Source organism: Pseudomonas sp. BIGb0176 (assembly GCF_024810175.1).
Taxonomy (GTDB): Bacteria; Pseudomonadota; Gammaproteobacteria; order Pseudomonadales; family Pseudomonadaceae; genus Aquipseudomonas; species Aquipseudomonas protegens.
The window spans coordinates 1-23,535 of record NZ_JANUEC010000005.1; the positions used below are offsets into that span (position 1 = coordinate 1).

Genomic DNA, 23,535 nt, shown 5'->3' on the forward strand with positions numbered 1-23,535 from the left:
CCCTCTCGCCAGCAAGCTGGCTCCTACACCGAGCGAATCTGGCTGGCCGCCCCCTGTAGGAGCTGGCTTGCCAGCGAAGGCGTGCGCCAGGCAGGTGCAGGCCTTGAGGGCCCTCTCGCCAGCAAGCTGGCTCCTACACCGAGCGAATCTGGCTGGCCGCCCCCTGTAGGAGCTGGCTTGCCAGCGAAGGCGTGCGCCAGGCAGGCGCAAGTCTTGAGGGCCCTTTCGCCAGCAAGCTGGCTCCTGCAAAAAGTGTCCGCCAATGAAAACGCCCGGCAGGTGCCGGGCGTTTTTTAGGGAGGCGCTTATTCGTGGTATTGCGCCGACAACTCGTGCACCGCTTCCAGGAAGGCTCCGGCGTGCTCCGGTTTCACTTCCGGAGTGATGCCGTGGCCCAGGTTGAACACGTGGCCGCTGCCCTTGCCGTAGCTGGCGAGGATGCGCGCAACTTCGCTGCGGATCGCCTGCGGGTTGGCGTAGAGCACGGTAGGGTCCATGTTGCCTTGCAGCGATACCTTGCTGCCGACCCGGCGGCGGGCTTCGCCGATGTCACAGGTCCAGTCCAGGCCCAGGCTGTCCGCGCCGGCATCGGCAATGCTTTCCAGCCACAGGCCGCCGCCCTTGGTGAAGAGGATCACCGGAACCTTGCGCCCGTCGTGTTCGCGGATCAGGCCACTGACGATCTTGCGCATGTAGGCCAGGGAGAACTCCTGGTAGGCCGCCGCCGAGAGGCTGCCGCCCCAGCTGTCGAAGATCTGCACCGCCTGCGCGCCGGCACGGATCTGCCCGTTCAGGTACGCGGTGACCGACTGGGCCAGCTTGTCCAGCAGCAGGTGCATGGCTTGCGGGTTGTCGTAGAGCATGGCCTTGGACTTGCGGAAGTCCTTGGAGGAGCCGCCTTCGACCATGTAGGTGGCCAGGGTCCAGGGGCTGCCGGAGAAACCGATCAACGGCACACGGCCGTTGAGTTCGCGACGAATGGTGCTGACAGCATCCATTACATAGCCCAGGTCCTTGTGCGGATCGGGGATCGGCAGGGCTTCGATGTCGGCCAGGGTGCTGACCACTTTCTTGAAGCGCGGGCCTTCGCCGGTTTCAAAGTACAGGCCTTGGCCCATGGCATCGGGGATGGTCAGGATGTCGGAGAAGAGGATCGCCGCATCCAGCTGTGGATAGCGGTCCAGAGGCTGCAGAGTGACTTCGCAAGCGAACGCCGGGTTCATGCACAGGCTCATGAAGTCACCGGCGTTGGCACGGCTGGCGCGGTATTCAGGCAAGTAGCGCCCAGCCTGACGCATCATCCACACCGGGGTGACGTCTACGGGTTGCTTGAGCAGGGCACGAAGGAAACGGTCGTTCTTCAGGGCAGTCATGTCGGCATCCGGAAAAAAAGTGGGGGCATTTTCTCAGAGCGCGACACAAAAGGCACGGCAAGAGCCGTTTCTTTATGTCTATGGGGTCAATTTGTCACGGGACGGGCACAGATCCCGTAGGAGCCAGCTTGCTGGCGAAGCGATCGACGCGGTGCATCAACAGCACCGCGTTATCGTTGTTCGCCGGCTAGCCGGCTCCTGCAAGGTGGGTCAGACGCCCAGGTAGTCGAGGATGCCTTCGGCGGCGTTACGCCCTTCGAAGATCGCCGTCACCACAAGATCAGAACCGCGCACCATGTCACCACCGGCAAAGATCTTCGGGTTGCTGGTCTGGTGCTTGAACTGGCCCTGTTCCGGGGCCACGACACGGCCCTGGCTGTCGGTCTGGATGCTGAACTGCTCGAACCATGGCGCCGGGCTTGGACGGAAACCGAAGGCGATGACCACGGCGTCGGCCGGGATGATCTCTTCAGAACCCGGGATCGGCTCGGGGCTGCGGCGGCCACGGGCGTCCGGCTCGCCGAGACGGGTCTCGACCACCTTCACGCCTTCGACGCGGTCTTCACCGACGATGGCGATCGGCTGGCGGTTGTAGAGGAATTTCACGCCTTCTTCCTTGGCGTTCTTCACCTCTTTGCGCGAGCCGGGCATGTTGGCTTCGTCACGACGATAGGCGCAGGTCACCGACTTGGCGCCCTGGCGGATCGAGGTGCGGTTGCAGTCCATCGCGGTGTCGCCACCGCCCAGCACCACCACCTTCTTGCCTTTCATGTCGACGAAGTCTTCCGGCGACTTTTCAAAGCCCAGGTTGCGGTTGACGTTGGCGATCAGGAAATCCAGCGCGTCATAGACGCCCGGCAGGTCCTCACCGGCAAAGCCGCCCTTCATGTAGGTGTAGGTGCCCATGCCCATGAACACCGCATCGTATTCGGCGAGCAGTTGCTCCATGGTCACGTCCTTGCCCACCTCGGTGTTCAGGCGGAACTCGATGCCCATGCCGCTGAAGACTTCGCGACGATTGCTCAGCACGGTCTTTTCCAGCTTGAACTCGGGGATACCGAAGGTCAGCAGACCGCCGATTTCCGGGTTCTTGTCGAACACCACCGGGGTCACGCCGCCACGCACCAGCACGTCGGCACAGCCCAGGCCCGCCGGGCCCGCACCAATGATCGCCACGCGTTTGCCGGTGGGCTTGACCTTGGACATGTCCGGGCGCCAGCCCATGGCGAAGGCGGTGTCGGTGATGTACTTCTCCACCGAACCGATGGTCACCGCGCCAAAGCCGTCGTTGAGGGTGCAGGCACCCTCGCACAGACGATCCTGCGGGCACACCCGGCCGCAGACTTCCGGCAGGGTGTTGGTCTGGTGCGACAGCTCGGCGGCGGCGAGGATGTTGCCCTCGGCCACCAGCTTGAGCCAGTTGGGAATGAAGTTGTGCACCGGGCACTTCCATTCACAGTATGGGTTACCGCAACCCAGGCAGCGGTGGGCCTGGTCGGCCGACTGCTGGGGTTTGAAGGGTTCGTAGATTTCCACGAACTCTTTCTTGCGTTGACGCAACAGTTTCTTCTTCGGATCCTTGCGCCCGACATCGATGAACTGGAAGTCGTTATTCAGACGTTCAGCCATTATCAAAACCTCATCACACTCTTCAGGCGCATATCACTGCGGGTTGGCACGGGTGCTGGAAAGCAACGACTTCAAGCTGGCAGCCTTGGGCTTGACCAGCCAGAAACGGCGCAGGTAGTCGTCGAGGTTCTCGGCGAGGTTACGGCCCCATTCGCTGTCGGTTTCCTCGACGTACTCGTTCAGCACGCGCTGCAGGTGGCTGCGATAGGCTTCCATCGCTTCGCCGCTGATCCGTTGGATTTCCACCAGTTCGTGGTTGACCCGGTCAACGAAGGTGTTGTCCTGGTCCAGCACATAGGCGAAACCGCCGGTCATGCCTGAGCCGAAGTTGTAACCGGTCTTGCCCAGGACGCAGACGAAACCACCGGTCATGTACTCGCAGCAGTGATCGCCAGTGCCTTCCACCACGGTGTGGGCACCGGAGTTGCGCACGGCGAAACGCTCACCCGCGGTGCCAGCGGCGAACAGCTTGCCGCCGGTGGCGCCGTACAGGCAGGTGTTGCCGATAATGGCGCTGTCCTGGGTCTTGTAGACGCTGCCCTTGGGCGGAACGATCACCAGCTTGCCGCCGGTCATGCCTTTGCCCACGTAGTCGTTGGCGTCGCCTTCCAGGTAGAGGTTCAGGCCGCCGGCGTTCCACACGCCGAAGCTCTGCCCCGCAGTGCCCTTGAAGCGGAACGTGATAGGCGCCTGGGCCATGCCCTGGTTGCCGTGGAGCCTGGCGATCTCGCCGGAGATCCGTGCGCCGATGGAGCGGTCGCAGTTGCAGATATCCAGGGCGAAATCGGCGCCGCTCTTGTCATTGATCGCAGAGCGGGCCATCTCGACCATTTTCTCGGCCAGCAGGCCCTTGTCGAACGGCGGGTTGCGGTCCACCTGGCAGAACTGCGGCTTGTCCGCCGGAATGTGGTCACTGCCCAGCAACGGGGTCAGGTCCAGGTGATGCTGCTTGGCGGTCTGGCCTTCCAGCACCTCCAGCAGGTCGGTCCGGCCGATCAGTTGCTCCAGGGAACGCACGCCAAGCTTGGCCAGCCACTCACGGGTTTCCTCGGCGACGTAGGTGAAGAAGTTCACCACCATGTCGACGGTGCCGATGTAGTGATCCTTGCGCAGTTTCTCGTTCTGGGTCGCCACACCGGTGGCGCAGTTGTTCAGGTGGCAGATGCGCAGGTACTTGCAGCCCAGGGCGATCATCGGCGCGGTGCCGAAGCCGAAGCTCTCGGCGCCGAGAATGGCGGCCTTGATCACGTCGAGGCCGGTTTTCAGGCCGCCGTCGGTCTGCACCCGGACCTTGCCGCGCAGGTCGTTGCCGCGCAGGGTCTGGTGGGTTTCCGCCAGGCCCAGTTCCCACGGCGCACCGGCGTACTTGATGGAGGTCAGCGGCGAAGCGCCGGTGCCGCCGTCGTAGCCGGAGATGGTGATCAGGTCGGCATAGGCCTTGGCCACACCGGCAGCGATGGTGCCAACACCGGCTTCGGCCACCAGCTTCACCGACACCAGCGCCTGAGGGTTGACCTGCTTGAGGTCGAAGATCAGCTGCGACAAGTCTTCGATCGAATAGATGTCGTGGTGCGGTGGAGGCGAAATCAGGGTCACGCCGGGGACTGCGTAGCGCAGCTTGGCGATCAGGCCGTTGACCTTGCCACCAGGCAGCTGGCCGCCCTCGCCGGGCTTGGCGCCCTGGGCCACCTTGATCTGCAGCACTTCGGCGTTGACCAGGTATTCCGGGGTCACGCCGAAACGTCCAGTGGCCACTTGCTTGATCTTCGAGCTCTTGATGGTGCCGTAGCGCGCCGGGTCTTCGCCGCCCTCACCGGAGTTGGAACGCGCGCCGAGGCGGTTCATGGCTTCGGCCAGGGCTTCGTGAGCCTCCGGCGACAGGGCACCCAGGGAGATACCGGCAGAGTCGAAGCGCTTGAGGATCGACTCCAGGGGCTCGACTTCGCTGATGTCCATCGGCGTGTCCAGGGTCTTCACCTGGAACAGGTCGCGGATCATCGACACCGGGCGGTTGTCCACCAGCGCGGTGTATTCCTTGAACTTGGCGTAGTCGCCCTGCTGCACAGCGGCTTGCAGGGTGTTGACCACGTCCGGGTTGTAGGCGTGGTATTCGCCGCCGTGGACGAACTTCAGCAGGCCGCCTTGCTGGATCGGCTTGCGCGGGCTCCAGGCCTCGGTCGCCAGGGCTTTCTGCTCGGCTTCGATGTCGACGAAACGTGCGCCCTTGATCCGGCTCGGCACGCCACGGAAGCTCAGGTTGCAGACCTCCTCGGACAGGCCGATGGCTTCGAACAGCTGCGCGCCACGGTAAGAGGCGATGGTGGAGATGCCCATCTTCGACAGGATCTTCAGCAGGCCCTTGGTGATGCCCTTGCGGTAGTTCTTGAACACCTCGTAGAGGTCGCCCAGCACTTCACCGGTACGGATCAGGTCGCCCAGCACTTCGTAGGCCAGGAACGGATAGACCGCCGAGGCGCCGAACCCGATCAGCACCGCGAAGTGGTGCGGATCGCGGGCGGTGGCGGTTTCCACGAGGATGTTGGAGTCGCAGCGCAGGCCCTTTTCAGTCAGGCGGTGGTGCACCGCGCCCGTGGCCAGGGAGGCGTGGATCGGCAACTTGCCCGGCGCGATATGACGGTCGCTGAGGACGATCTGGGTGCGGCCGGCGCGCGCGGCTTCTTCAGCCTGGTCGGCGACGTTGCGGATCGCCGCTTCCAGACCGACGCTCTCGTCGTAGTTGAGGTCGATGACCTGGCGCTCGAAGCCCGGGCGATCGAGGTTCATCAGCGAACGCCACTTGGCCGGGGAGATCACTGGCGAGCTGAGTATCACTCGCGAAGCGTGCTCGGGCGACTCCTGGAAGATGTTGCGCTCGGCACCGAGGCAGATCTCCAGGGACATGACGATGGCTTCGCGCAGCGGGTCGATCGGCGGGTTGGTGACCTGGGCGAACTGCTGGCGGAAATAGTCGTAGGGGGTACGCACGCGCTGGGACAGCACCGCCATCGGCGTGTCGTCGCCCATCGAACCCACCGCTTCGTAGCCCTGCTCGCCCAGCGGGCGCAGGACCTGGTCACGCTCTTCGAAGGTGACCTGGTACATCTTCATGTACTGCTTGAGCTGGTCGACGTCGTAGAAGGCCGAGCCGTGGTCGTTGTCTTCCATGGTGGCTTGGATGCGCAGAGCGTTCTTGCGCAGCCATTGCTTGTATGGATGACGGGACTTCAAGCGGTTGTCGATGGCGTCGGTGTCGAGGATCTGCCCGGTCTCGGTGTCCACGGCAAAGATCTGGCCCGGGCCGACCCGGCCCTTGGCGATCACGTCCTCGGGCTGGTAGTTCCACACGCCGATTTCCGAGGCCAGGGTGATGAAGCCGTTCTGGGTGGTGACCCAGCGCGCCGGGCGCAGGCCGTTGCGGTCCAGCAGGCAGACGGCGTAGCGGCCGTCGGTCATGACCACGCCGGCCGGGCCGTCCCACGGCTCCATGTGCATCGAGTTGTATTCGTAGAACGCGCGCAGGTCGGCGTCCATGGTCTCGACGTTCTGCCACGCTGGCGGAATGATCATGCGCACGCCGCGGAACAGGTCGATGCCGCCGGTGACCATCAGCTCCAGCATGTTGTCCATGCTCGAGGAGTCGGAACCCACGCGGTTGACCAGCGGGCCGAGCTCTTCCAGGTCCGGGATCAGGTCGTTGGCGAACTTGGTGCGCCGGGCCACGGCCCAGTTGCGGTTGCCGGTGATGGTGTTGATCTCGCCGTTGTGGGCGAGGAAGCGGAATGGCTGGGCCAGCGGCCATTTCGGCAGGGTGTTGGTAGAGAAACGCTGGTGGAACACGCAGATCGCGGTTTGCAGGCGCTCGTCACCCAGGTCCGGATAGAAGGCGGCGAGGTCCGCCGGCATCATCAGGCCCTTATAGATGATGGTCTTGTGGGAAAAGCTGCAGATGTAGTGGTCGGTGTCGGCGGCGTTGGCCACCGAGGAGCGGCGACGGGAACTGAACAGCTTGATGGCGAAATCCTGGTCGCTCAGGCCCTGGCCGCCGATGAATACTTGTTCGATCTGTGGCAGGCGCTCCAGGGCCAGACGCCCGAGCACACTGGTATCGATCGGCACTTTGCGCCAGCCCACCAGTTGCAGGCCGGCGGCGAGGATCTCGCGGTTCATGTTTTCGCGAGCGGCTTCGGCTTTCACCGGGTCCTGGTTGAAGAACACCATGCCCACCGCATATTGCTTGGGCAGCTCGATGCCGAAGTGCTCCGTGGCGACTGCGCGCAGGAACAGGTCGGGCTTTTGCATCAGCAGACCGCAACCGTCGCCGGTCTTGCCGTCCGCGTTGATCCCACCGCGGTGGGTCATGCAGGTCAGGGCCTCAATGGCCGTTTTCAACAGGGTATGACTGGGTTCGCCCTGCATATGGGCTATCAGGCCGAAACCACAGTTATCCTTAAATTCATCTGGTTGGTACAGACCTGCTTTCATAGACACTTTCTCACCAGGCTGCCTCTTTTAGAGGCAAATTTCTTTTCAATTCAACCACTTGCATTCCGCGCCGAACGTACGCCAGCTTTGCGGGGGCAAAAGGGAGGTCATTGTACACACCGACACAAAGCCCCACAAATTTAGCGACGATCTGTCGTAAATTCATGTCGCATTTATGAACGTTTTAAAGCGATATGCTGTGCTAGTCAAAAAGTTTTGCTTTTGACTGCCGCGACTCAAAAACTACTGTGACGCAGACACCACAAGGCACGCGGCCTGTAAGGCAGCATGCCGATGCGGAAATTTGAGGTTGCCGGGAGAGGCGGCCTGGGTAAGGCCGCCGAATCTTCAGCGAGTTGTTGCCAGTTCTTGTTGAACGCTAGCGACAGTGCGAGGCCAAGGTTTACCAGCCTGAACCTTCGCTGGCAAGGATTTGATGGCGCTGACCGCTGCATCGCGGCTTGCGAAGTTGCCGTAGGTGATCACATACAGCGGCTTGCCGTTGAGGACTTTCTTGAAGTAGCGGTATTCGCCGCCCTGTTCCTTGACGAAGTTCTGCGCGGTGGCTTCCGAGCTGGTGCCGAGGATCTGCACCACGTAGTTGCCTGGCGCCTGGCCAGCGTACCAGCTGCCACCGGCGGCCTTGGCCACGGTGACCGGCTTCTCGGCCGGCTTGGCCGGAGCAGGCTTGGCTGCCACTGGTTTCTCTGCCGGCTTGGCGGCAGGCGCAGGCTTGGCCGTGGCCACCTGGGTCGGTGCCGGGGTTGGACGCGCTGCCGGAGTCGGCGTCGGGCCAGCCGTAGCCCCAGCAGGCGGCGCGGTGGTGGTCACGGTCGGTGGAACGGCGCTGGAGCCTTCAACCGGTACCCCGTCGTCACCCTCACTGATACCCCCTGCGGCTTCGGCCAGAGGACCGCGCATCACGGGCTGCGACTGGCCGACCAACGGCAGCGGCATTGGCTGTGACGAACCGGCGAACTCTACTGACGGGCTGCCATTGGCATTGGGTGTCGGTGTTTGCCCCAAAGGCAGTTGCGCTTGCTCATTGGCCGGAGCGCCGGTGGTTGGAGCCTTGCTGCGGCCCGGCATCAACCAGGCCGCGGCCACGGCCACCACCACGACAGCGGAGATGGCCAATACGTGTTTCTTTGGCATGTTGAACCCCATACTTGGACGCTTGACCGCAGAGCGGCTGGCGATCATTGCTTCGATCATTGCATCCCTGGCGACCTGGTTGATGTTGCCCGGCCAGCCATCGGAGCCTTCGTGAATATCACTGATCTGATCTGCGGAGAAAAGTTCGATGCCCTGCCCCGCACCTTCAAGCCGCTGGGCCAGATATTCGCGGGTTTCCTCTTCGGTATAAGGCTGCAACTCGATGACGTGGAAGCGCTCTTCCTCGGTATTGAGCTGGTCCAGTGCGGCGATCAGCGACGACTCGCCGAACAGGAACACATGGGGACGACCTTCCGGTGCGCCGGCCGCCAGGGCCAGCAGGGCCTCGAGGGCGGACTCGTCGAGCTGCTCGGCGTCATCCACCAGCAGATAGACTTCCTGACCGGTCAGGGCCAGCTGCACTACCTGGGCGAGGATCGCGCCGATTTCAGCCTCGGCCACGTTCAGCGCCTGGGCCACCTGGCGCAGCACGCCGGCAGCGTCGCCGGCGCCGCGGGCCGACACCACCACGCTCTGCACCGATTGCTTGTTGGTACTGGCTACCAGCGCCTGGCGCAGCAGGGTCTTGCCGCTGCCCTGAGGCCCGGTGACCACCAGCAGCAACTGGCTGTAGCGGGCCAGGTGATGCAGTTGCCCCAGCACGGGCTTGCGCTGGGCAGGAAAGAACTTGAAGCCAGGGACCCGGGGAGCGAAAGGATCGTGGCTCAACTGGTAATGGCCGAGGAAAGCCTCGTCGGCGTGCAAACTAGTCATCGGGATCTTATTAACCTTTAAGCTGAGCCAGGGCGCGGTAGTCCGCTCCCAGCGTGGCCTGTAAAACCTCTTTCGGATAATCGTCGGTCACTACGGCTTCGCCCATGCGGCGCAACAGCACCAGACGCAAACGACCGTCGATCACTTTCTTGTCAATTGCCATGTGTTCGAGAAAATCCGCTTCGCTCATTTCCTCTGGCGGGATGACCGGCAAGCCCGCGCGCTGGAACAGGCGAATACCGCGGTCACGCTCCTGGCTGGTGATCCAGCCCAGGCGCGCGGACATTTCCAGGGCCATTACGGTGCCAGCAGCCACCGCCTCACCGTGCAGCCACACACCGTACCCCATGTGGGTTTCGATGGCGTGGCCGAAGGTATGCCCCAGGTTGAGGGTGGCCCGCACTCCCGATTCACGTTCGTCGGCACCCACTACCGCGGCCTTGGCCGCACAGGAGCGCTCGATGGCGTAAGTCAGGGCCTGCTGGTCCAGGGCCCGCAGGCGGTCGACGTTCTCTTCCAGCCAGGTGAGGAAGGGCTCGTCGCAGATCAGGCCGTACTTGATCACCTCCGCCAGACCTGCCGACAGCTCGCGGCTGGGCAGGGTGTTAAGGCTGGTGGTATCGATCAGCACCACGTTCGGCTGGTAGAAGGCGCCGACCATGTTCTTGCCCAGCGGGTGGTTGATACCGGTCTTGCCACCCACCGAAGAGTCCACCTGGGACAGGAGGGTGGTAGGAATCTGGATGAAATCCACGCCCCGCTGGTAGCAGGCCGCGGCAAAGCCGGCCATATCACCGATCACGCCGCCACCGAGGGCGATGATGGTAGTGCGTCTATCGTGGCGCGCAGTGAGCAGGCCATCGAAGATCAACTGCAGGGTTTCCCAGTTCTTGTAGGCCTCGCCATCGGGCAGGACCACCGAGATCACCGAGAACTGCCCCAGGCTGCGGGTCAGACGCTCAAGGTAAAGCGGCGCGACGGTCTCATTGGAAATGATCGCCACTTGCCGCCCGGCGATATGCGGCACCAGCAGCTCGGGCTGGTCCAACAGACCTTCACCAATGTGAATCGGGTAGCTGCGCTCGCCTAGATCGACCTTAAGTGTCTGCATGTGTCCCCACAGTGAAGATGGAAGCAGGCATTGTGCCCTGCATTGACGATGGGCCTCGCCTGGTCTTCTGACGCAGCCCGATAGCTCTGCGCCACACCTTGGCGGTCTGGCGCGACGCCGAGAATAGCGCATTTCGCTCGACGCATTAACGGGGTGGCAGCTGCTGCAGGCGCTCCAGTATGTCCAGCACCACCATTCGTGGCGGCCGCTCATCGGTTTCCACCACCAGATCGGCGATTTCCCGATAAAGCGGGTCGCGGATTTCCAGCAGGTCGCGCAGGGTCTTGGCCGGATCGGCGGTGCGCAGCAGGGGACGATTGCGGTCCCGGGCGGTGCGCCCCACCTGTTGCTCGACCGAGGCGTGCAGATAGACCACTCGTCCGCCAGCGTGCAGCGCCCGACGATTGGCCTCGCGCATCACTGCACCACCGCCAGTGGCCAGGACCACGCCGTCAGTGCCACAGAGCTCGGCGATCATCGCCTGTTCGCGATCACGAAAGCCCGGTTCGCCTTCCTTATCGAAGATCCACGGGATATTCGCGCCTGTACGCAGTTCAATTTCCTTATCGGAATCTTTGAATGGCAGGCGCAGCTCTTTGGCCAGTAAGCGACCGATGGTGCTTTTTCCAGCCCCCATCGGCCCAACAAGAATCAAATTTCGCACAGAATCAACGACTCACAGCAATCGCCTGGTTGTTCATGATACGCGGAGTGAGAAATACCAGCAGCTCGGATTTTTTCTCCGACACCACGTCACGCCGGAAAAGGCGGCCAAGATACGGCACATCGCCAAGAAATGGCACTTTATCTACAACCTTGCTCTGGGTATTCGAGAAAACCCCGCCGATGACGATGGTCGCCCCGTCGTTGACCAGGACCTTGGCATTGACCTCGTTCTTCTTGATCGGCGGTACATCCTGGACCTTGTTCAGGTAGTCCGGCTCATCCTTGGTGACCTTGACCTCCATGATGATGCGGTTGTCCGGGGTGATCTGCGGCGTCACTTCAAGCGACAGCGACGCCTCCTTGAAGGACACCGAGGTAGCGCCGCTGGAGCTGGCTTCCTGGTAGGGGATCTCGGTGCCCTTGAGGATCTTTGCGGTTTCCTTGTCGGAGGTGACCACCTTGGGCTGGGAAACGATCTCGCCGTTGCCGGTCTTCTCCATGGCGGTCAACTCCAGGTCCAGCAGCACGTTGTCGGTGATGTAGGCGATACCGATGCCCGAGGTATGGGCGCTAGCCCCCAGATCGACAAAGGGCGAGTTGCTGCCGCCGCTGCCCGGAGCGCCGATGCTGCTGGAACCGCTGGCAGCGTTCTGCACCCCGCTGGCGCTCCAGTTGCCCTGGTTCTGCACCGAGCCGCCCCAGCGCACGCCCAGGCTCTTGTCGTAGTCAACGTTGGCCTCGACGATGCGCGCTTCGATCATCACCTGGCGCACCGGAACATCCAGCTGGGCGACGATGCGCCGAAGTTCGTCGAGGCGCTCCTGGCTCTGGTAGGCAATGATGCTGTTGGTGCGTTCGTCCACGGTGATCGAGCCACGCTCATCGGCTTTTTCCTCGGCGCGGGTCACCGACTGGAACAGCTTGGCGATGTCCGCTGCCTTGGCGTAGTTGACCTGCAGCAGCTCCCGACGCAACGGCGCCAGGTCCTCCAGCTGCTTCTGTGACTCCAGCTCCTGACGCTCCCGGGCGGCAATCTCATCCGCCGGAGCCACCAGCAGCACATTGCCGATCTTGCGCGAATCAAGGCCTTTGGTCCGTAGCACCAGATCCAGGGCCTGATCCCAGGGCACGTTCTGCAGGCGCAGGGTGATGCCGCCCTGCACCGTGTCGCTGGCCACCAGGTTGAGGCCCGTGAAATCGGCGATCAGTTGCAGCACCGAGCGCACCTCGATGTCCTGAAAGTTCAGCGAGAGCTTTTCCCCCTTGTAGGCAGGTCGGGCCGCAGCCGCCCTGCTGCTGGTCTCGGCCAGGGGGCGGAAACTGACCGTCAGGCGGTTGTCGGTCTGGAAGGTGGAATAGTCGAAGGCGCCCTTGGGCTCCAGGGTGACGGTGGTACGCCCGGCAGCCGTATCCGCAGTGATGTACTGCACCGGGGTGGCGAAATCCTTGACGTCCAGGCGAACCCGCAGCGCCTCGGGCAATTGGGTACGGGCAAAATCGAGGACGATCCGGCCCTCGCGCCGCTGGACATCGACAGCGATGCGCGGGTCGGACAGGTCGATCAGCACATTGCCTTCGCCCTCCTCGCCGCGCTGAAAATCCACGCCGCGTATCGACCCGGCCACTGCCTGCGGCTTTGCAGGCGCCCGAGCTGCCGTCCCCGGAGCAGCGGGCTTGGGCTCGGCGGCGCCGACCAGCGGTGCCAGCAGCGCTATCCATAGCGCTACACCGAGGGCTGAAACAGTCCTGTTCATTTTCCATATTCCACTTAAGAGTGTTTTCTCAGCGCCAGTGTTCGCGGCCGCTCCAGCCAGGCTCCCGCTCCATCGGGAACAATTTCCACCACCTCGATCTGCGATTCGCTGATGGTCACAACCCGGCCTTCGTTGCGCCCCAGGTAGTCGCCCACCTGCAAGCGGTGGATGCCACCTGCGCCGCGCAACAGGGCAAAGCTCCCGGAGGCGTTGGACAGGGTCCCGACCATTTGCAACTGCTCGATATCGAACCCCTCCAGGTATTGCCGGGCTCGCTGCGGGTCGGGCCGGACCGCACTGGCCCCTTGCCGACGGGCCGCCAGGTCAAGCCTTTGCGGCGGCTGGAACGGACTACGCAATGCGCTGGCGTCATAGGTGAACGAGGGGTAAGACCGGATTACCGGGATTGGTTCAATCGGCCCGGGCGCTTGCAGGCGCATCTGGTTCATGTAGGCGTCCAGGTCGGCAAAGTCGTCATCGGCGCCACCACACCCCCACAGCCCGGCACAAAGGCAGCCAAGCACCGCCCAGCGCAGGCGCCTCATGAGTGCGGCTCCGGAGCGTCGTACCTGTAGGTGCGCGCCTCGATGCTCATGCGCAACAGCGCCGGATTGCCCGCCGCCACAGGCTGAATGCGAAAATCATGCAAGGTGACGATGCGCGGCAGGCCGGCGACGCCACTGACGAAGCTCGCCAGGTCGTGATAGGCCCCGGTGACAGTAATCTGGATCGGCAACTCGACGTAGAACTGCCTGGCCACCTCCGGTTGCAGCCTGATTTCCTCGAAGGCCAGGCCACTGCCCAGCCCCACGCGACTGATGTCCTCCAGCAGGCCGGGGACCTCGGTGTCGCTGGGCAACTGACGCAACAGCAGGTCGAAGCTGTTGCGTATGACGGCCAACTGCTCCTGGTAGCGCGGCAAATTGGCTCCCTGGCGCGCCTTGCCGGCAAACTCCTGCCTGAGACGAGCTTCCTCCTGGCGCTGGCGCTCCAGTTGCTCCAGGTGCGGGCTCAGGTAAAAGCCGTAGCCCACTAGCAGAACCAGCAGCAGAAGCAGGGCCGCCACCAGACTCCTGGCCGGCCCGGGCCAGGAGCCCAGGTTGGCCAGCTCCAGCTCCCGCAGATCGATACGCCGCAACTCTGCCAGCCATTGTCGAGGGGTCATTGCCGAAGCTCCCCGGTTGGCCCGGACGTCTGCCCGACATTCAGCCGGAACAGGTTGTTCAGCCCTTGCTGGGCGTCCACCGCGTTCTTCACCTCGGTCAGGCTGGGGGCAGCAAAACCCTCGGCAGCCTGCAGATTGCGCATCAGGTCGGACACCCTGTTGTTTGACTCGGCAGCACCGCTGATTCCAAGGTTCTGCCCCTGCAGATCCACCTCGGTGAAGTACACGCCATCAGGCAGGCTGCGGGCCAACTGCTGAAAAATCCGCACACTGTTGGAGCGGTTGCCCTGCAGCTCTTCGATGATGCCCATGCGTTCGAGCAACTGCTGTCGTTGCGCCTTGAGCCCCTGGATGCTGGCGATCTGCTCATTCAGGCGTGCCGTCGCCTGGCCCAGATACTGGTTGCGCAAATGCTGGCGCTCGATCACCCGGCTTATATAGGCGTCGGCCAACAGAATGACCCCAGCCCCGAGCACGACCATCATCGCCAGCATCTGCAGGAAACGCCGACGCCTCAGTTCGCGCGAGGCCTCGCGCCAGGGCAACAGGTTGATCCGCGCCATCAGTCGAACCCTCGCAGGGCCAGGCCACAGGCCAGGAGCAGGTTCGGCGCCTGTTCATTCAGTACCTGGGGGTCGACTCGAGGCCCCATCGGCATGGCCCGGAAAGGATTGGCCAGCGACGTATCGATGCCTGTCTCGCCCTCCACCCGCCGCTCCAGGCCGGCCAGCCCGCTACCGTCTCCGGCCAGCAGCAGTTGCACCAGGGGCTGTTGCTGAGGCGAGGTGGCGAACTGCTGCAGGGAACGGCTGACCTGTTGCAGCACTTCCTGCTCGAAGGGTTGCAGCAACTCTTCGGCGCAGCCCTGTGGCAAACGGCCCTGGCTCTGCGCCAGCAATGCCTGCTCCAGTGTCAGCCCGTATCGACGCTGGAGCGCTTCCATCAGCAGCCCGCTACCGAAAAGCTGCTCACGGCTATAGATCACTCGCTGGCCGTGCAGGACGCTGAAACGGCTGAGGGCCGGGCCTATATCCAGCAACGCCACGGCGCCAGGAGTCGCCAGCGGCAGGTGCGCCGCCAGCAGCAACAGGCAGCGCTCCAGAGCCAGGGGCTGGGTATCCACCACCCGGGCTGTCAGGCCGGCCAGGCCCAATACCGTTTCCAGGGCTTCTACCCGCTCGTTGCGACAGGCTACCAGCAGCACCTGAACCCGCTGCGGATTACCGGGCACCGGCCCCTGCACTTCAAAATCCAGGGCCACGTCTTCCAGGGGATAGGGAATGTACTGGCCGGCTTCCAGCCGGACCTGCTGCTCCAGTTCGTCGGTGTGCAGGCCCGCCGGCATCTCGATCAGTTTGCTGATCACCGCTTCGCCGGCCACCGCTACCGCCACCCCCTTGAGCCGGCTGCCCGTCTTGAGCCAGGCGCGGGACAGGGCCGCGCCCAGGGCCTCGGGGTCGGCAATGTGCTGGTCAAGCACAGTATTGGGCGCCAGGGGCTCCCTGGCGTAGGCCTCGACCCGGTACCCCTGCCCCTGGCGCCCCAGGGCCAGAAGCGTGACCGATGTCGCATTGATATCGATCCCCATAAGGGAACTCGGCTTTTTGCTGAAGAGTCCAAGCACGACCAATTCCCTATGACTATCCGTGACTTACGGACTGCTTAAGCCGCATTGCGTTCAATGGTCACGTCTTGACAGACGGGCAAATGACGCTCTCGGCGGAAAATGCTTATAATGCCCAGCGTTTTTTTCCGCTTTTACCTGCTGCGTGGGCCGGCCCCTGATGTCCGTGAATGCCCTGACGCCTAATTCATTCCTTTCTCTGGAAATCCAAAAGCCTTGATTCGTCTGCTGAAGTTTTTCGGGTGGTCCATCGTCGCGGTGTTCTGCGGGCTCCTCCTCGCCCTCTCCGGTGCGTTTCTCTATCTTAGTCCCGGCTTGCCGTCGGTTGAGGCCCTGAGAAGCATCCAGTTGCAGATTCCCCTGCGGGTGTACAGCAGCGACGGCAAACTGATCGCTGAATTCGGTGAAATGCGCCGTACTCCCATACGTTTCGCCGACATTCCGCCCAACTTCATCAATGCGTTACTAAGTGCTGAAGACGACAACTTCGCTAACCATTACGGGGTTGACCCCAGCAGCCTGATGCGTGCCGCAACCCAGCTGGTCAAGAGCGGACACATCCAGTCCGGCGGCAGTACCATCACCATGCAAGTGGCGAAGAACTTCTTCCTGACCAGCGAGCGCAGCTTCTCGCGCAAGACCACCGAGATCCTCCTGGCTCTGCAGATCGAACGGCAGCTGACCAAGGACGAGATCCTCGAGCTGTACGTCAACAAGATCTACCTGGGCAACCGTGCCTACGGGATCGAGGCAGCGGCCCAGGTGTATTACGGCAAGTCCATCCGTGACGTGAGCCTGGCGCAGATGGCGATGATCGCCGGCCTGCCCAAGGCGCCTTCGCGCTTCAACCCCCTGGCCAACCCGGCACGCAGCAAGGAACGTCGCGACTGGATCCTGGGGCGCATGTACAAGCTCGGCAAGATCACCGAAGCGGCCTATACCGAGGCAATCAACGAACCGTTGAACGCCAGCTATCACGTACCGACTCCGGAAGTGAACGCCCCGTACATCGCCGAGATGGCCCGGGCCGAAATGGTCGGCCGCTATGGCAGCGATGCCTACACCGAAGGTTTTCGGGTCACCACCACGGTGCCCAGCGATCTGCAGGAAATGGCCAACACCGCGGTCCATGAAGGCCTGATGACCTACGACCAGCGCCACGGCTATCGCGGCCCGGAATCGCGCCTGCCAGGCAAGACCCAGGCGGCCTGGGCCAGCGAACTGACCAAGCAGCGGACCATCAGCGGCCTGGAACCGGCGATCGTCACCCTGGTAGAGAAGAATGGCCTCCAGGTGCTGACCCGCAACGGCGAAGAACATGTGGCCTGGGACAGCATGAAATGGGCCCGGCCGTTCCTCAATACCAACAGCATGGGCCCGGTCCCGCGCCAACCGGCGGACGTGGCCCAGGTCGGCGACCTGATCCGCGTGCAGCGCCAGGCGGACAACTCGCTGAAGTTCAGCCAGATCCCGGTCGCCCAGGGCGCCCTGGTGACGCTGGACCCGCAGAACGGTGCGATCCGCGCCCTGGTGGGCGGCTTCGCCTTCGAGCAGAGCAACTACAACCGTGCGATGCAGGCCAAGCGCCAGCCCGGCTCCAGCTTCAAGCCGTTCATCTATAGCGCCGCCCTGGATAACGGCTACACCCCGGCCAGCCTGGTGAACGACGCACCTATCGTGTTCGTCGACGAATACCTGGACAAGGTCTGGCGCCCGAAGAACGACACCAACACCTTCCTCGGCCCGATCCGCATGCGCGAGGCGCTGTACAAGTCGCGCAACCTGGTGTCGATCCGCCTGCTGCAGAGCATGGGCGTGGACCGCACCATCGACTACATCAGCAAGTTCGGCTTCAACAAGCAGGACCTGCCGCGCAACCTGTCCCTGGCCCTGGGTACCGCAACCCTGACGCCGATGGAAATCGCCACCGGCTGGAGCACCTTTGCCAACGGCGGCTACAAGATCACCCCGTACATCATCGACAAGATCGAAAGCCGCAACGGCGAGCTGCTGTTCAGCGCCAACCCGCCAAGCGCCCCCACCGGCAATACGGCCACCAGCGGCATCGCCGCCCCTGAGCACAACTTCACGATCAACAACGTGGCCGGTGAAACCTCAGCTCCGGCAGCGACGCAAGCCCCGGCGGTTGCCGAGCGGATCATCGATGGCCGTACCACCTACATCCTCAACAGCATGCTCCAGGACGTGATCAAGCTGGGTACCGGACGCCGCGCACTGGCCTTGGGCCGTACCGACCTGGCGGGCAAGACCGGTACCACCAACGAGTCCAAGGATGCCTGGTTCTCCGGCTACAACGCCGACTACGTGACCACCGTATGGACCGGTTTCGACCAGCCGGAAAGCCTCGGGCGCCGCGAATACGGCGGCACCGTGGCACTGCCGATCTGGATGAGCTTCATGGGCGCCGCCCTCAAGGACAAGCCGCCACACACCCAGCCAGAGCCGGAAGGCATTCTCAGCCTGCGGGTAGACCCGGTCAGCGGCCGCGCCGCCACACCCGGCACGCCCAATGCCTACTTCGAACTGTTCAAGAGCGAAGACACTCCGCCCTCGGTCAATGAACTGGGCAATGGCGCCGTACCAGGCAGCCCGCTGCCGGCGGACGAAGCGGCGCCGATCGATCTGTTCTAGCGCCAGGGGAGCCGCGAACGCGGCAACCTTCGCCGGCTTGCCCGCTCCTACAGCGGGCAAGCGCCCACAAAAAAGCCCCGGCTCTCGCGAGCCGGGGCTTTTTGCATGACGCTACGAACGCTTAACCGTTGAACACATCATCCACGCTCTTGAGCGGGTAGTTCTTCGGGTACGGCAGGGTAGCCACGCCGGTCTCGATGGCGGCCTTGGCCACGGCATCGGAGATCACGGTGATCAGGCGGGCATCCATTGGCTTGGGAATGATGTACTCACGGCCGAATTCCAGCTTGATGCCACCGTAGGCGTCGCACACTTCCTGAGGAACCGGCAGCTTGGCCAGGTCACGCAGGGCGTTGGCCGCGGCGATCTTCATTTCTTCGTTGATGCGCTTGGCGCGTACGTCCAGGGCACCACGGAAGATGAACGGGAAGCCCAGGACGTTGTTCACCTGGTTCGGGTAGTCCGAACGGCCGGTAGCCATGATCACGTCGTCGCGGGTGGCGTGCGCCAGTTCCGGGGCGATTTCCGGATCAGGGTTGGAGCAGGCGAACACGATCGGGTTCGGCGCCATGGATTTCAGGCCTTCAGCACTCAGCAGGTTCGGGCCGGACAGACCGACGAACACGTCGGCGCCTTGCAGGGCGTCGGCCAGGGTGCGCTTGTCAGTGGCGTGGGCGAACACCGCCTTGTACTGGTTCAGGTCATCGCGGCCGGAGTGGATCACGCCGGTACGGTCGACCATGAAGATGTTTTCGATCTGTGCACCCATGCTCACCAGCAACTTCATGCAGGAGATGGCGGCAGCACCGGCACCCAGGCAGACGATCTTGGCGTCGGCCAGGGTTTTGCCAGCGATTTCCAGGGCGTTGATCATGCCGGCGGCGGTAACGATCGCGGTGCCGTGCTGGTCATCGTGGAACACCGGAATGTCGCACTGCTCGATCAGAGCGCGCTCGATCTCAAAGCACTCGGGTGCCTTGATGTCTTCCAGGTTGATGCCACCGAAGGTGATGGAAATGCGCTTGACGGTGTCGATGAAAGCCTGCGGGCTTTCGGAGTCGACTTCGATGTCGAATACATCGATGCCGGCGAAACGCTTGAACAGCACGCCCTTGCCTTCCATCACTGGCTTGGAGGCCAGTGGGCCGAGGTTACCCAGGCCGAGAATCGCGGTGCCATCGGAAATGACGGCAACCAGGTTGCCTTTGCCGGTGTACTTGTAGGCCAGTTCCGGATCGCGAGCGATTTCGCGTACCGGCTCGGCTACGCCGGGGCTGTAGGCCAACGCCAGATCACGAGCGGTAGCAGTGGCCTTGGTGAGCTCGACACTCAGCTTTCCTGGACGAGGATTGGCATGGTATTCGAGAGCGGCAGTTTTCAAATCAGACATGTGGGCATTCCGCTTTTTGCTGTTGGACAGACGGACCGCCGAGGATACTCGTGTCGCATAGTCCCCACAAGACTGCCCAGTCACCCCTGTCAAGGCCCCTAGCGTACGACTTTGGGCCAAGAGCCGCGGGGTACAAGGCTTTCAACTGTTCACAATCCATTAAAAAAATGTCTACAATTTTTCTTTATCAGATAAGTCCGAGCATGGAAGGGTCAGTCACGGACAACATCCAGCGTGGATGTGCAGATTGCCGGCCAGGCTGACGCGAGCGATCGACAACCCAGCCGCGAGCCTCGATCCGGCGCCCCGAAAGGCGACTGAGCAGCCGACGATCGAAGCGCCGCAGGACATTGGGTGCAATGCGCAATACAACCTGCCCCTGCAATGTGATCCAAAGACCACCGCGATTGCGCTGCACCCTGCTCACTCGCCCTTCGAACAGGGCAAAGCCCGCGCGATGGATCTGCTGCGCCTTGAGTACAGGTGAACGTCGCCAAAGCCCCAGCCCGGCTCGGCGCGCATGGTTCTCGGCAGCCTTCTGGCAGCTCGCCAGGGCGACGTTTGGCAGCACGGCAATCCGATAGGCCAAGCCTTCCGCGATCAACCGGGCTTCGAAGTTGATACCAGTGACGCCATAGACATGGGCCAGGACACGACCGTAGCGATCCTGCCTTTCACGCCCCGGCAGCAGGCCGACCCGCCCACCACTCTGTGCCACCAGTTGTCGCAGGCGCTGCCGCGCCGCCTCGGCGAAGGGCTCGGCAGGGCGCCCCTTGCCCGCCAGCTCCGGGGCATTGAGGCCGATCATGCGCAACCTGCGGCCATCCTTGAGGTGCAGGGTGTCGCCGTCCACCACCCGGAGCACCGTTGCCGGCAACAGCCCCTTGGGCGCCGGGCAAAACGCCTCGGCCGCTGTCAGCCAAATCGCGCCCACAAAAAAGGCGCCCACTAGGGACGCCTTTTTCATCAGCGAGGAAAGTCGGTATCGGCTTTCCAGAACGATCAGCCTCAGGCCTTCTTCGTTGCGCCGAAAGCACCGAAGCGCGACTTGAACTTGTCGACACGACCGCCAACGTCCAGAGTCTTTTGCTTGCCGGTGTAGAACGGGTGGCACTCGTTGCACACGTCCAGGCTCAGAGGCTTGGCCAGGGTGGAGCGAGTTTCGATGACGTTACCGCAGCTGCAGGTAGCGGTAATGGCTTCGTATACTGGATGGATATCGGCTTTCATGGTGTATTCCTCAGGCTAGCGTGCCGCCACCCAACACTATTGTTGAATACCGCACGAATTAGGGCGCGAATTCTACCAGACCGCGTCAAACGCGCAAGCGATCCTGAGTGCAGCCCATCAGAAAAAGCCGGTGCAACCTTGACAGCCCAGGCTTTGCCACCCCCTGAACTGAAAAACCGGCTCCATGCCCGGACAGACCCCGCAGGTACAGGGGCCACGCACGCTTATACAGGACACTCCACCGCTGCTCTGTTAGGCTCCGGGGCCTATTTACCCTCTGCTCAACGAGATTGTCCCGCGTGCCCGACGCCATCCTGCGCCTCGCCCTGCCCTCGCCTCTGCGCCGCCTGTTCGACTACCGTGCTCCGGCCGGGGTGCTGCGTGCCCAGTTGCACCCCGGCATGCGCCTGCGGGTGCCATTCGGCCGCCGGGAAATGATCGGCATCCTGGTGGAGGTGGCGGATCACAGCGAGGTCCCGGCGGAAAAACTCAAGCCGGCCCTGGCCCTGCTGGATCCCACGCCTCCGCTACCGCCGGCCCTGTTCAAGCTGTGCCTGTGGACCGCCCAGTACTACCAGCACAGCCTGGGAGACACCCTGAGCTGGGCATTGCCAGTGCTGTTGCGCCAGGGCGAGCTGGCCGAGGCCCGCCAGGAGCGTTTCTGGTCGATAGCCCCCGGGGCCCGGCTCGACGACCCGCGCATCGCTCGCGCCCCACGCCAGCGCGAAGCCCTGGCAACCCTGGCCCAGCACCCACACGGCGTGCCACATACCCTGCTGAGCAAGTTGATGCTGAGCAAGGACAGCCTCGACCTGCTGCGGGCCAAGGACCTGGTGCAGGTGGAGGTGCGCAAGCACGCGCCGGGCGTGCGCCACGAACACTGGCTGGCCCAGCCCGAACTGCCGCTCAACAGCGAGCAGCGCGCCGCCTATGAAGCCATCCGCGCCGGGTTCGACAGCTATCACGCGTTTCTCCTGGCCGGGGTCACCGGGAGCGGCAAGACCGAGGTCTACCTGCAACTGATCCGCGAAACCCTGGAAGCCGGCAAGCAGGCCCTGGTGCTGATTCCGGAGATCAACCTCGGCCCGCAGACCCTGGCGCGCTTCGAGCAACGCTTCAACGCCCGCATCGCCCTGCTGCACTCGGCGGTCAATGACCGCGAACGCCTGGACGCCTGGCTGGCTGCCCGGGACGGCGAGGCCGACATCATCATCGGCACCCGCTCGGCCCTGTTCACGCCGATGAAGAACCCTGGCCTGATCATCATCGACGAGGAGCACGACGGGTCCTATAAACAGCAGGAAGGCCTGCGTTACCACGCCCGCGACCTGGCTCTGGTGCGTGCGCGCCAGGAAAACATTCCCATCGTCCTGGGCTCGGCCACGCCGTCCCTGGAAAGCCTGCACAACGCCTACACCGGCCGCTACGGCCTGCTGCGCCTGAACGAGCGGGCCGGCGGCGCCAAGCAGCCGCGTTTCCTGCGCCTGGACGTGAAGAGCCGCCCGCTGGACAGCGGCATTTCCGGCCCCATGCAGCAAGCCATCGGCCAGACCCTGGCCGCCGGCCAGCAGGTCCTGGTGTTCCTCAACCGCCGCGGCTTCGCCCCGACCCTGCTCTGCCACGACTGCGGCTGGATGTCCGAATGCCAGCGCTGCGATGCACGCATGACCGTGCACCAGCGTTCCGGCGAGCTGCGCTGCCACCACTGCGGCCATGTGGAGCGGGTTCCGCGCCATTGCCCGCAATGCGGCAAGGTCGACCTGCGCCCCGTGGGCGCCGGCACCGAGCGGGCGGAAGAGCGCCTGGGCATCTTGTTTCCCGACTACCCGGTGCTGCGGGTGGACCGCGACAGCACCTCGCGCAAGGATGCGATGAACCAGCTGTTCGCCACTATCCAGAAAGGCCAGCCGTGCATCCTCGTGGGCACCCAGATGCTGGCCAAGGGTCATCACTTTCCCCGGGTGACCCTGGTGTCGATCCTCGATGCCGATGGCGGCCTGTTCTCCGGCGACTTCCGCGCCAGCGAGCGCATGGCGCAACTGATTGTCCAGGTCGCCGGGCGGGCCGGCCGGGCCGAAGAGCCGGGCAAGGTGATCATCCAGACCCACCTCGCCGACCACCCGTTGCTGGTGCAGTTGACCGAGCAGGGCTACTTCGCCTTCGCCGAACAGGCCCTGAGCGAGCGCCGCGCCGCCGGCCTGCCACCTTTCGCCCACCTGGCGCTGCTGCGGGCCGAAGCCCACAAACCGGGCCAGGCCGAGGGGTTCCTCGATGAAGCCTGCAGCGAGGCCGAGCGCCTGCTGGCGGAACAGAACCTGGGGGGCATCGAACTATTGGGCCCGGTGCCGGCTCCGATGGAGCGGCGCGCCGGACGTTATCGCGCGCAATTGCTGCTGCAGGCCAATGCCAGAGCGCCCTTGCATCGTTTGCTCAGCAGTTGGCTGCTGGTGCTGGAACAGATGCCCAGCGGGCGGCAGGTCCGCTGGTCGCTGGATGTGGATCCCGTGGATCTGTATTGATCGAGGTCGTG

15 protein-coding genes and 1 pseudogene are annotated in these 23,535 nt (G+C 63.5%); 2 read left to right on the forward strand and 14 right to left on the reverse strand.

The genetic code is table 11. The features are described from left to right. Positions 1–305: 305 nt before the first annotated feature. From hemE to pilM, 11 genes and pseudogenes are all read right to left on the reverse strand, one after another. Complete coding sequence (gene hemE / locus M2395_RS26865) at positions 306–1,373, reverse strand: uroporphyrinogen decarboxylase (RefSeq protein ID WP_041115348.1); 1,068 nt, start codon at positions 1,371–1,373, stop codon at positions 306–308. 210 nt (positions 1,374–1,583) lie between these two features. Next, entirely contained in the window at positions 1,584–3,002 is a 1,419-nt protein-coding gene (locus M2395_RS26870) for an FAD-dependent oxidoreductase (RefSeq protein WP_011058828.1), read from the reverse strand. A gap of 33 nt (positions 3,003–3,035) precedes the next feature. Next, the gene (gltB, locus tag M2395_RS26875) at positions 3,036–7,484 is read right to left on the reverse strand and encodes a glutamate synthase large subunit (RefSeq protein ID WP_011058827.1); all 4,449 of its coding nucleotides are present in this window, start codon (positions 7,482–7,484) and stop codon (positions 3,036–3,038) included. A gap of 348 nt (positions 7,485–7,832) precedes the next feature. Then, positions 7,833–9,413 (reverse strand): SPOR domain-containing protein, encoded by a 1,581-nt coding sequence (locus tag M2395_RS26880; protein WP_015633869.1) that lies wholly within the window; start codon positions 9,411–9,413, stop codon positions 7,833–7,835. Between the two features lie 10 nt (positions 9,414–9,423). After that, positions 9,424–10,524: a 3-dehydroquinate synthase gene (gene aroB, locus M2395_RS26885; protein WP_011058825.1), complete on the reverse strand. Its 1,101-nt coding sequence runs from the start codon at positions 10,522–10,524 to the stop codon at positions 9,424–9,426. Positions 10,525–10,669: 145 nt separating this feature from the next. Beyond that, complete coding sequence (gene aroK / locus M2395_RS26890) at positions 10,670–11,188, reverse strand: shikimate kinase AroK (protein ID WP_011058824.1); 519 nt, start codon at positions 11,186–11,188, stop codon at positions 10,670–10,672. A gap of 4 nt (positions 11,189–11,192) precedes the next feature. Beyond that, positions 11,193–12,848, reverse strand: a pseudogene (locus M2395_RS26895) (type IV pilus secretin PilQ); the annotation flags it as partial. Positions 12,849–12,958: 110 nt separating this feature from the next. Next, positions 12,959–13,489 carry a pilus assembly protein PilP gene (locus tag M2395_RS26900; RefSeq protein ID WP_077933233.1) on the reverse strand — a complete coding sequence of 177 codons (531 nt, stop codon included), beginning with the start codon at positions 13,487–13,489 and terminating at the stop codon, positions 12,959–12,961. Beyond that, positions 13,486–14,109, reverse strand: coding sequence for a type 4a pilus biogenesis protein PilO (locus tag M2395_RS26905; RefSeq protein ID WP_015633865.1), 624 nt, complete (start codon positions 14,107–14,109; stop codon positions 13,486–13,488). The genes M2395_RS26900 and M2395_RS26905 overlap by 4 nt, the downstream gene beginning before the upstream one ends. Then, the gene (locus M2395_RS26910; protein WP_077933232.1) at positions 14,106–14,672 is read right to left on the reverse strand and encodes a PilN domain-containing protein; all 567 of its coding nucleotides are present in this window, start codon (positions 14,670–14,672) and stop codon (positions 14,106–14,108) included. The genes M2395_RS26905 and M2395_RS26910 overlap by 4 nt, the downstream gene beginning before the upstream one ends. Next, complete coding sequence (gene pilM, locus M2395_RS26915; protein WP_123431216.1) at positions 14,672–15,733, reverse strand: type IV pilus assembly protein PilM; 1,062 nt, start codon at positions 15,731–15,733, stop codon at positions 14,672–14,674. The genes M2395_RS26910 and pilM overlap by 1 nt, the downstream gene beginning before the upstream one ends. 219 nt (positions 15,734–15,952) lie before the next feature. On the opposite strand from pilM, the gene M2395_RS26920 reads away from it, so the two are divergent. Further along, positions 15,953–18,385, forward strand: a complete 2,433-nt coding sequence (locus tag M2395_RS26920; RefSeq protein WP_373365351.1) for a penicillin-binding protein 1A — start codon at positions 15,953–15,955, stop codon at positions 18,383–18,385. A gap of 121 nt (positions 18,386–18,506) precedes the next feature. Here M2395_RS26920 and M2395_RS26925 read toward each other — a convergent pair whose 3' ends face one another. From M2395_RS26925 to rpmE, 3 genes are all read right to left on the reverse strand, one after another. Continuing rightward, positions 18,507–19,775: a malic enzyme-like NAD(P)-binding protein gene (locus tag M2395_RS26925; protein WP_011058817.1), complete on the reverse strand. Its 1,269-nt coding sequence runs from the start codon at positions 19,773–19,775 to the stop codon at positions 18,507–18,509. A gap of 187 nt (positions 19,776–19,962) precedes the next feature. After that, the gene (locus M2395_RS26930) at positions 19,963–20,742 is read right to left on the reverse strand and encodes a thermonuclease family protein (protein ID WP_077933230.1); all 780 of its coding nucleotides are present in this window, start codon (positions 20,740–20,742) and stop codon (positions 19,963–19,965) included. Between the two features lie 41 nt (positions 20,743–20,783). Next, positions 20,784–21,005, reverse strand: a complete 222-nt coding sequence (gene rpmE, locus M2395_RS26935; RefSeq protein ID WP_011058815.1) for a 50S ribosomal protein L31 — start codon at positions 21,003–21,005, stop codon at positions 20,784–20,786. 299 nt (positions 21,006–21,304) lie between these two features. On the opposite strand from rpmE, the gene M2395_RS26940 reads away from it, so the two are divergent. Next, on the forward strand, positions 21,305–23,524 hold the full coding sequence (locus M2395_RS26940; RefSeq protein ID WP_041115330.1) for a primosomal protein N': 2,220 nt from the start codon (positions 21,305–21,307) through the stop codon (positions 23,522–23,524). Positions 23,525–23,535 lie beyond the last annotated feature (11 nt).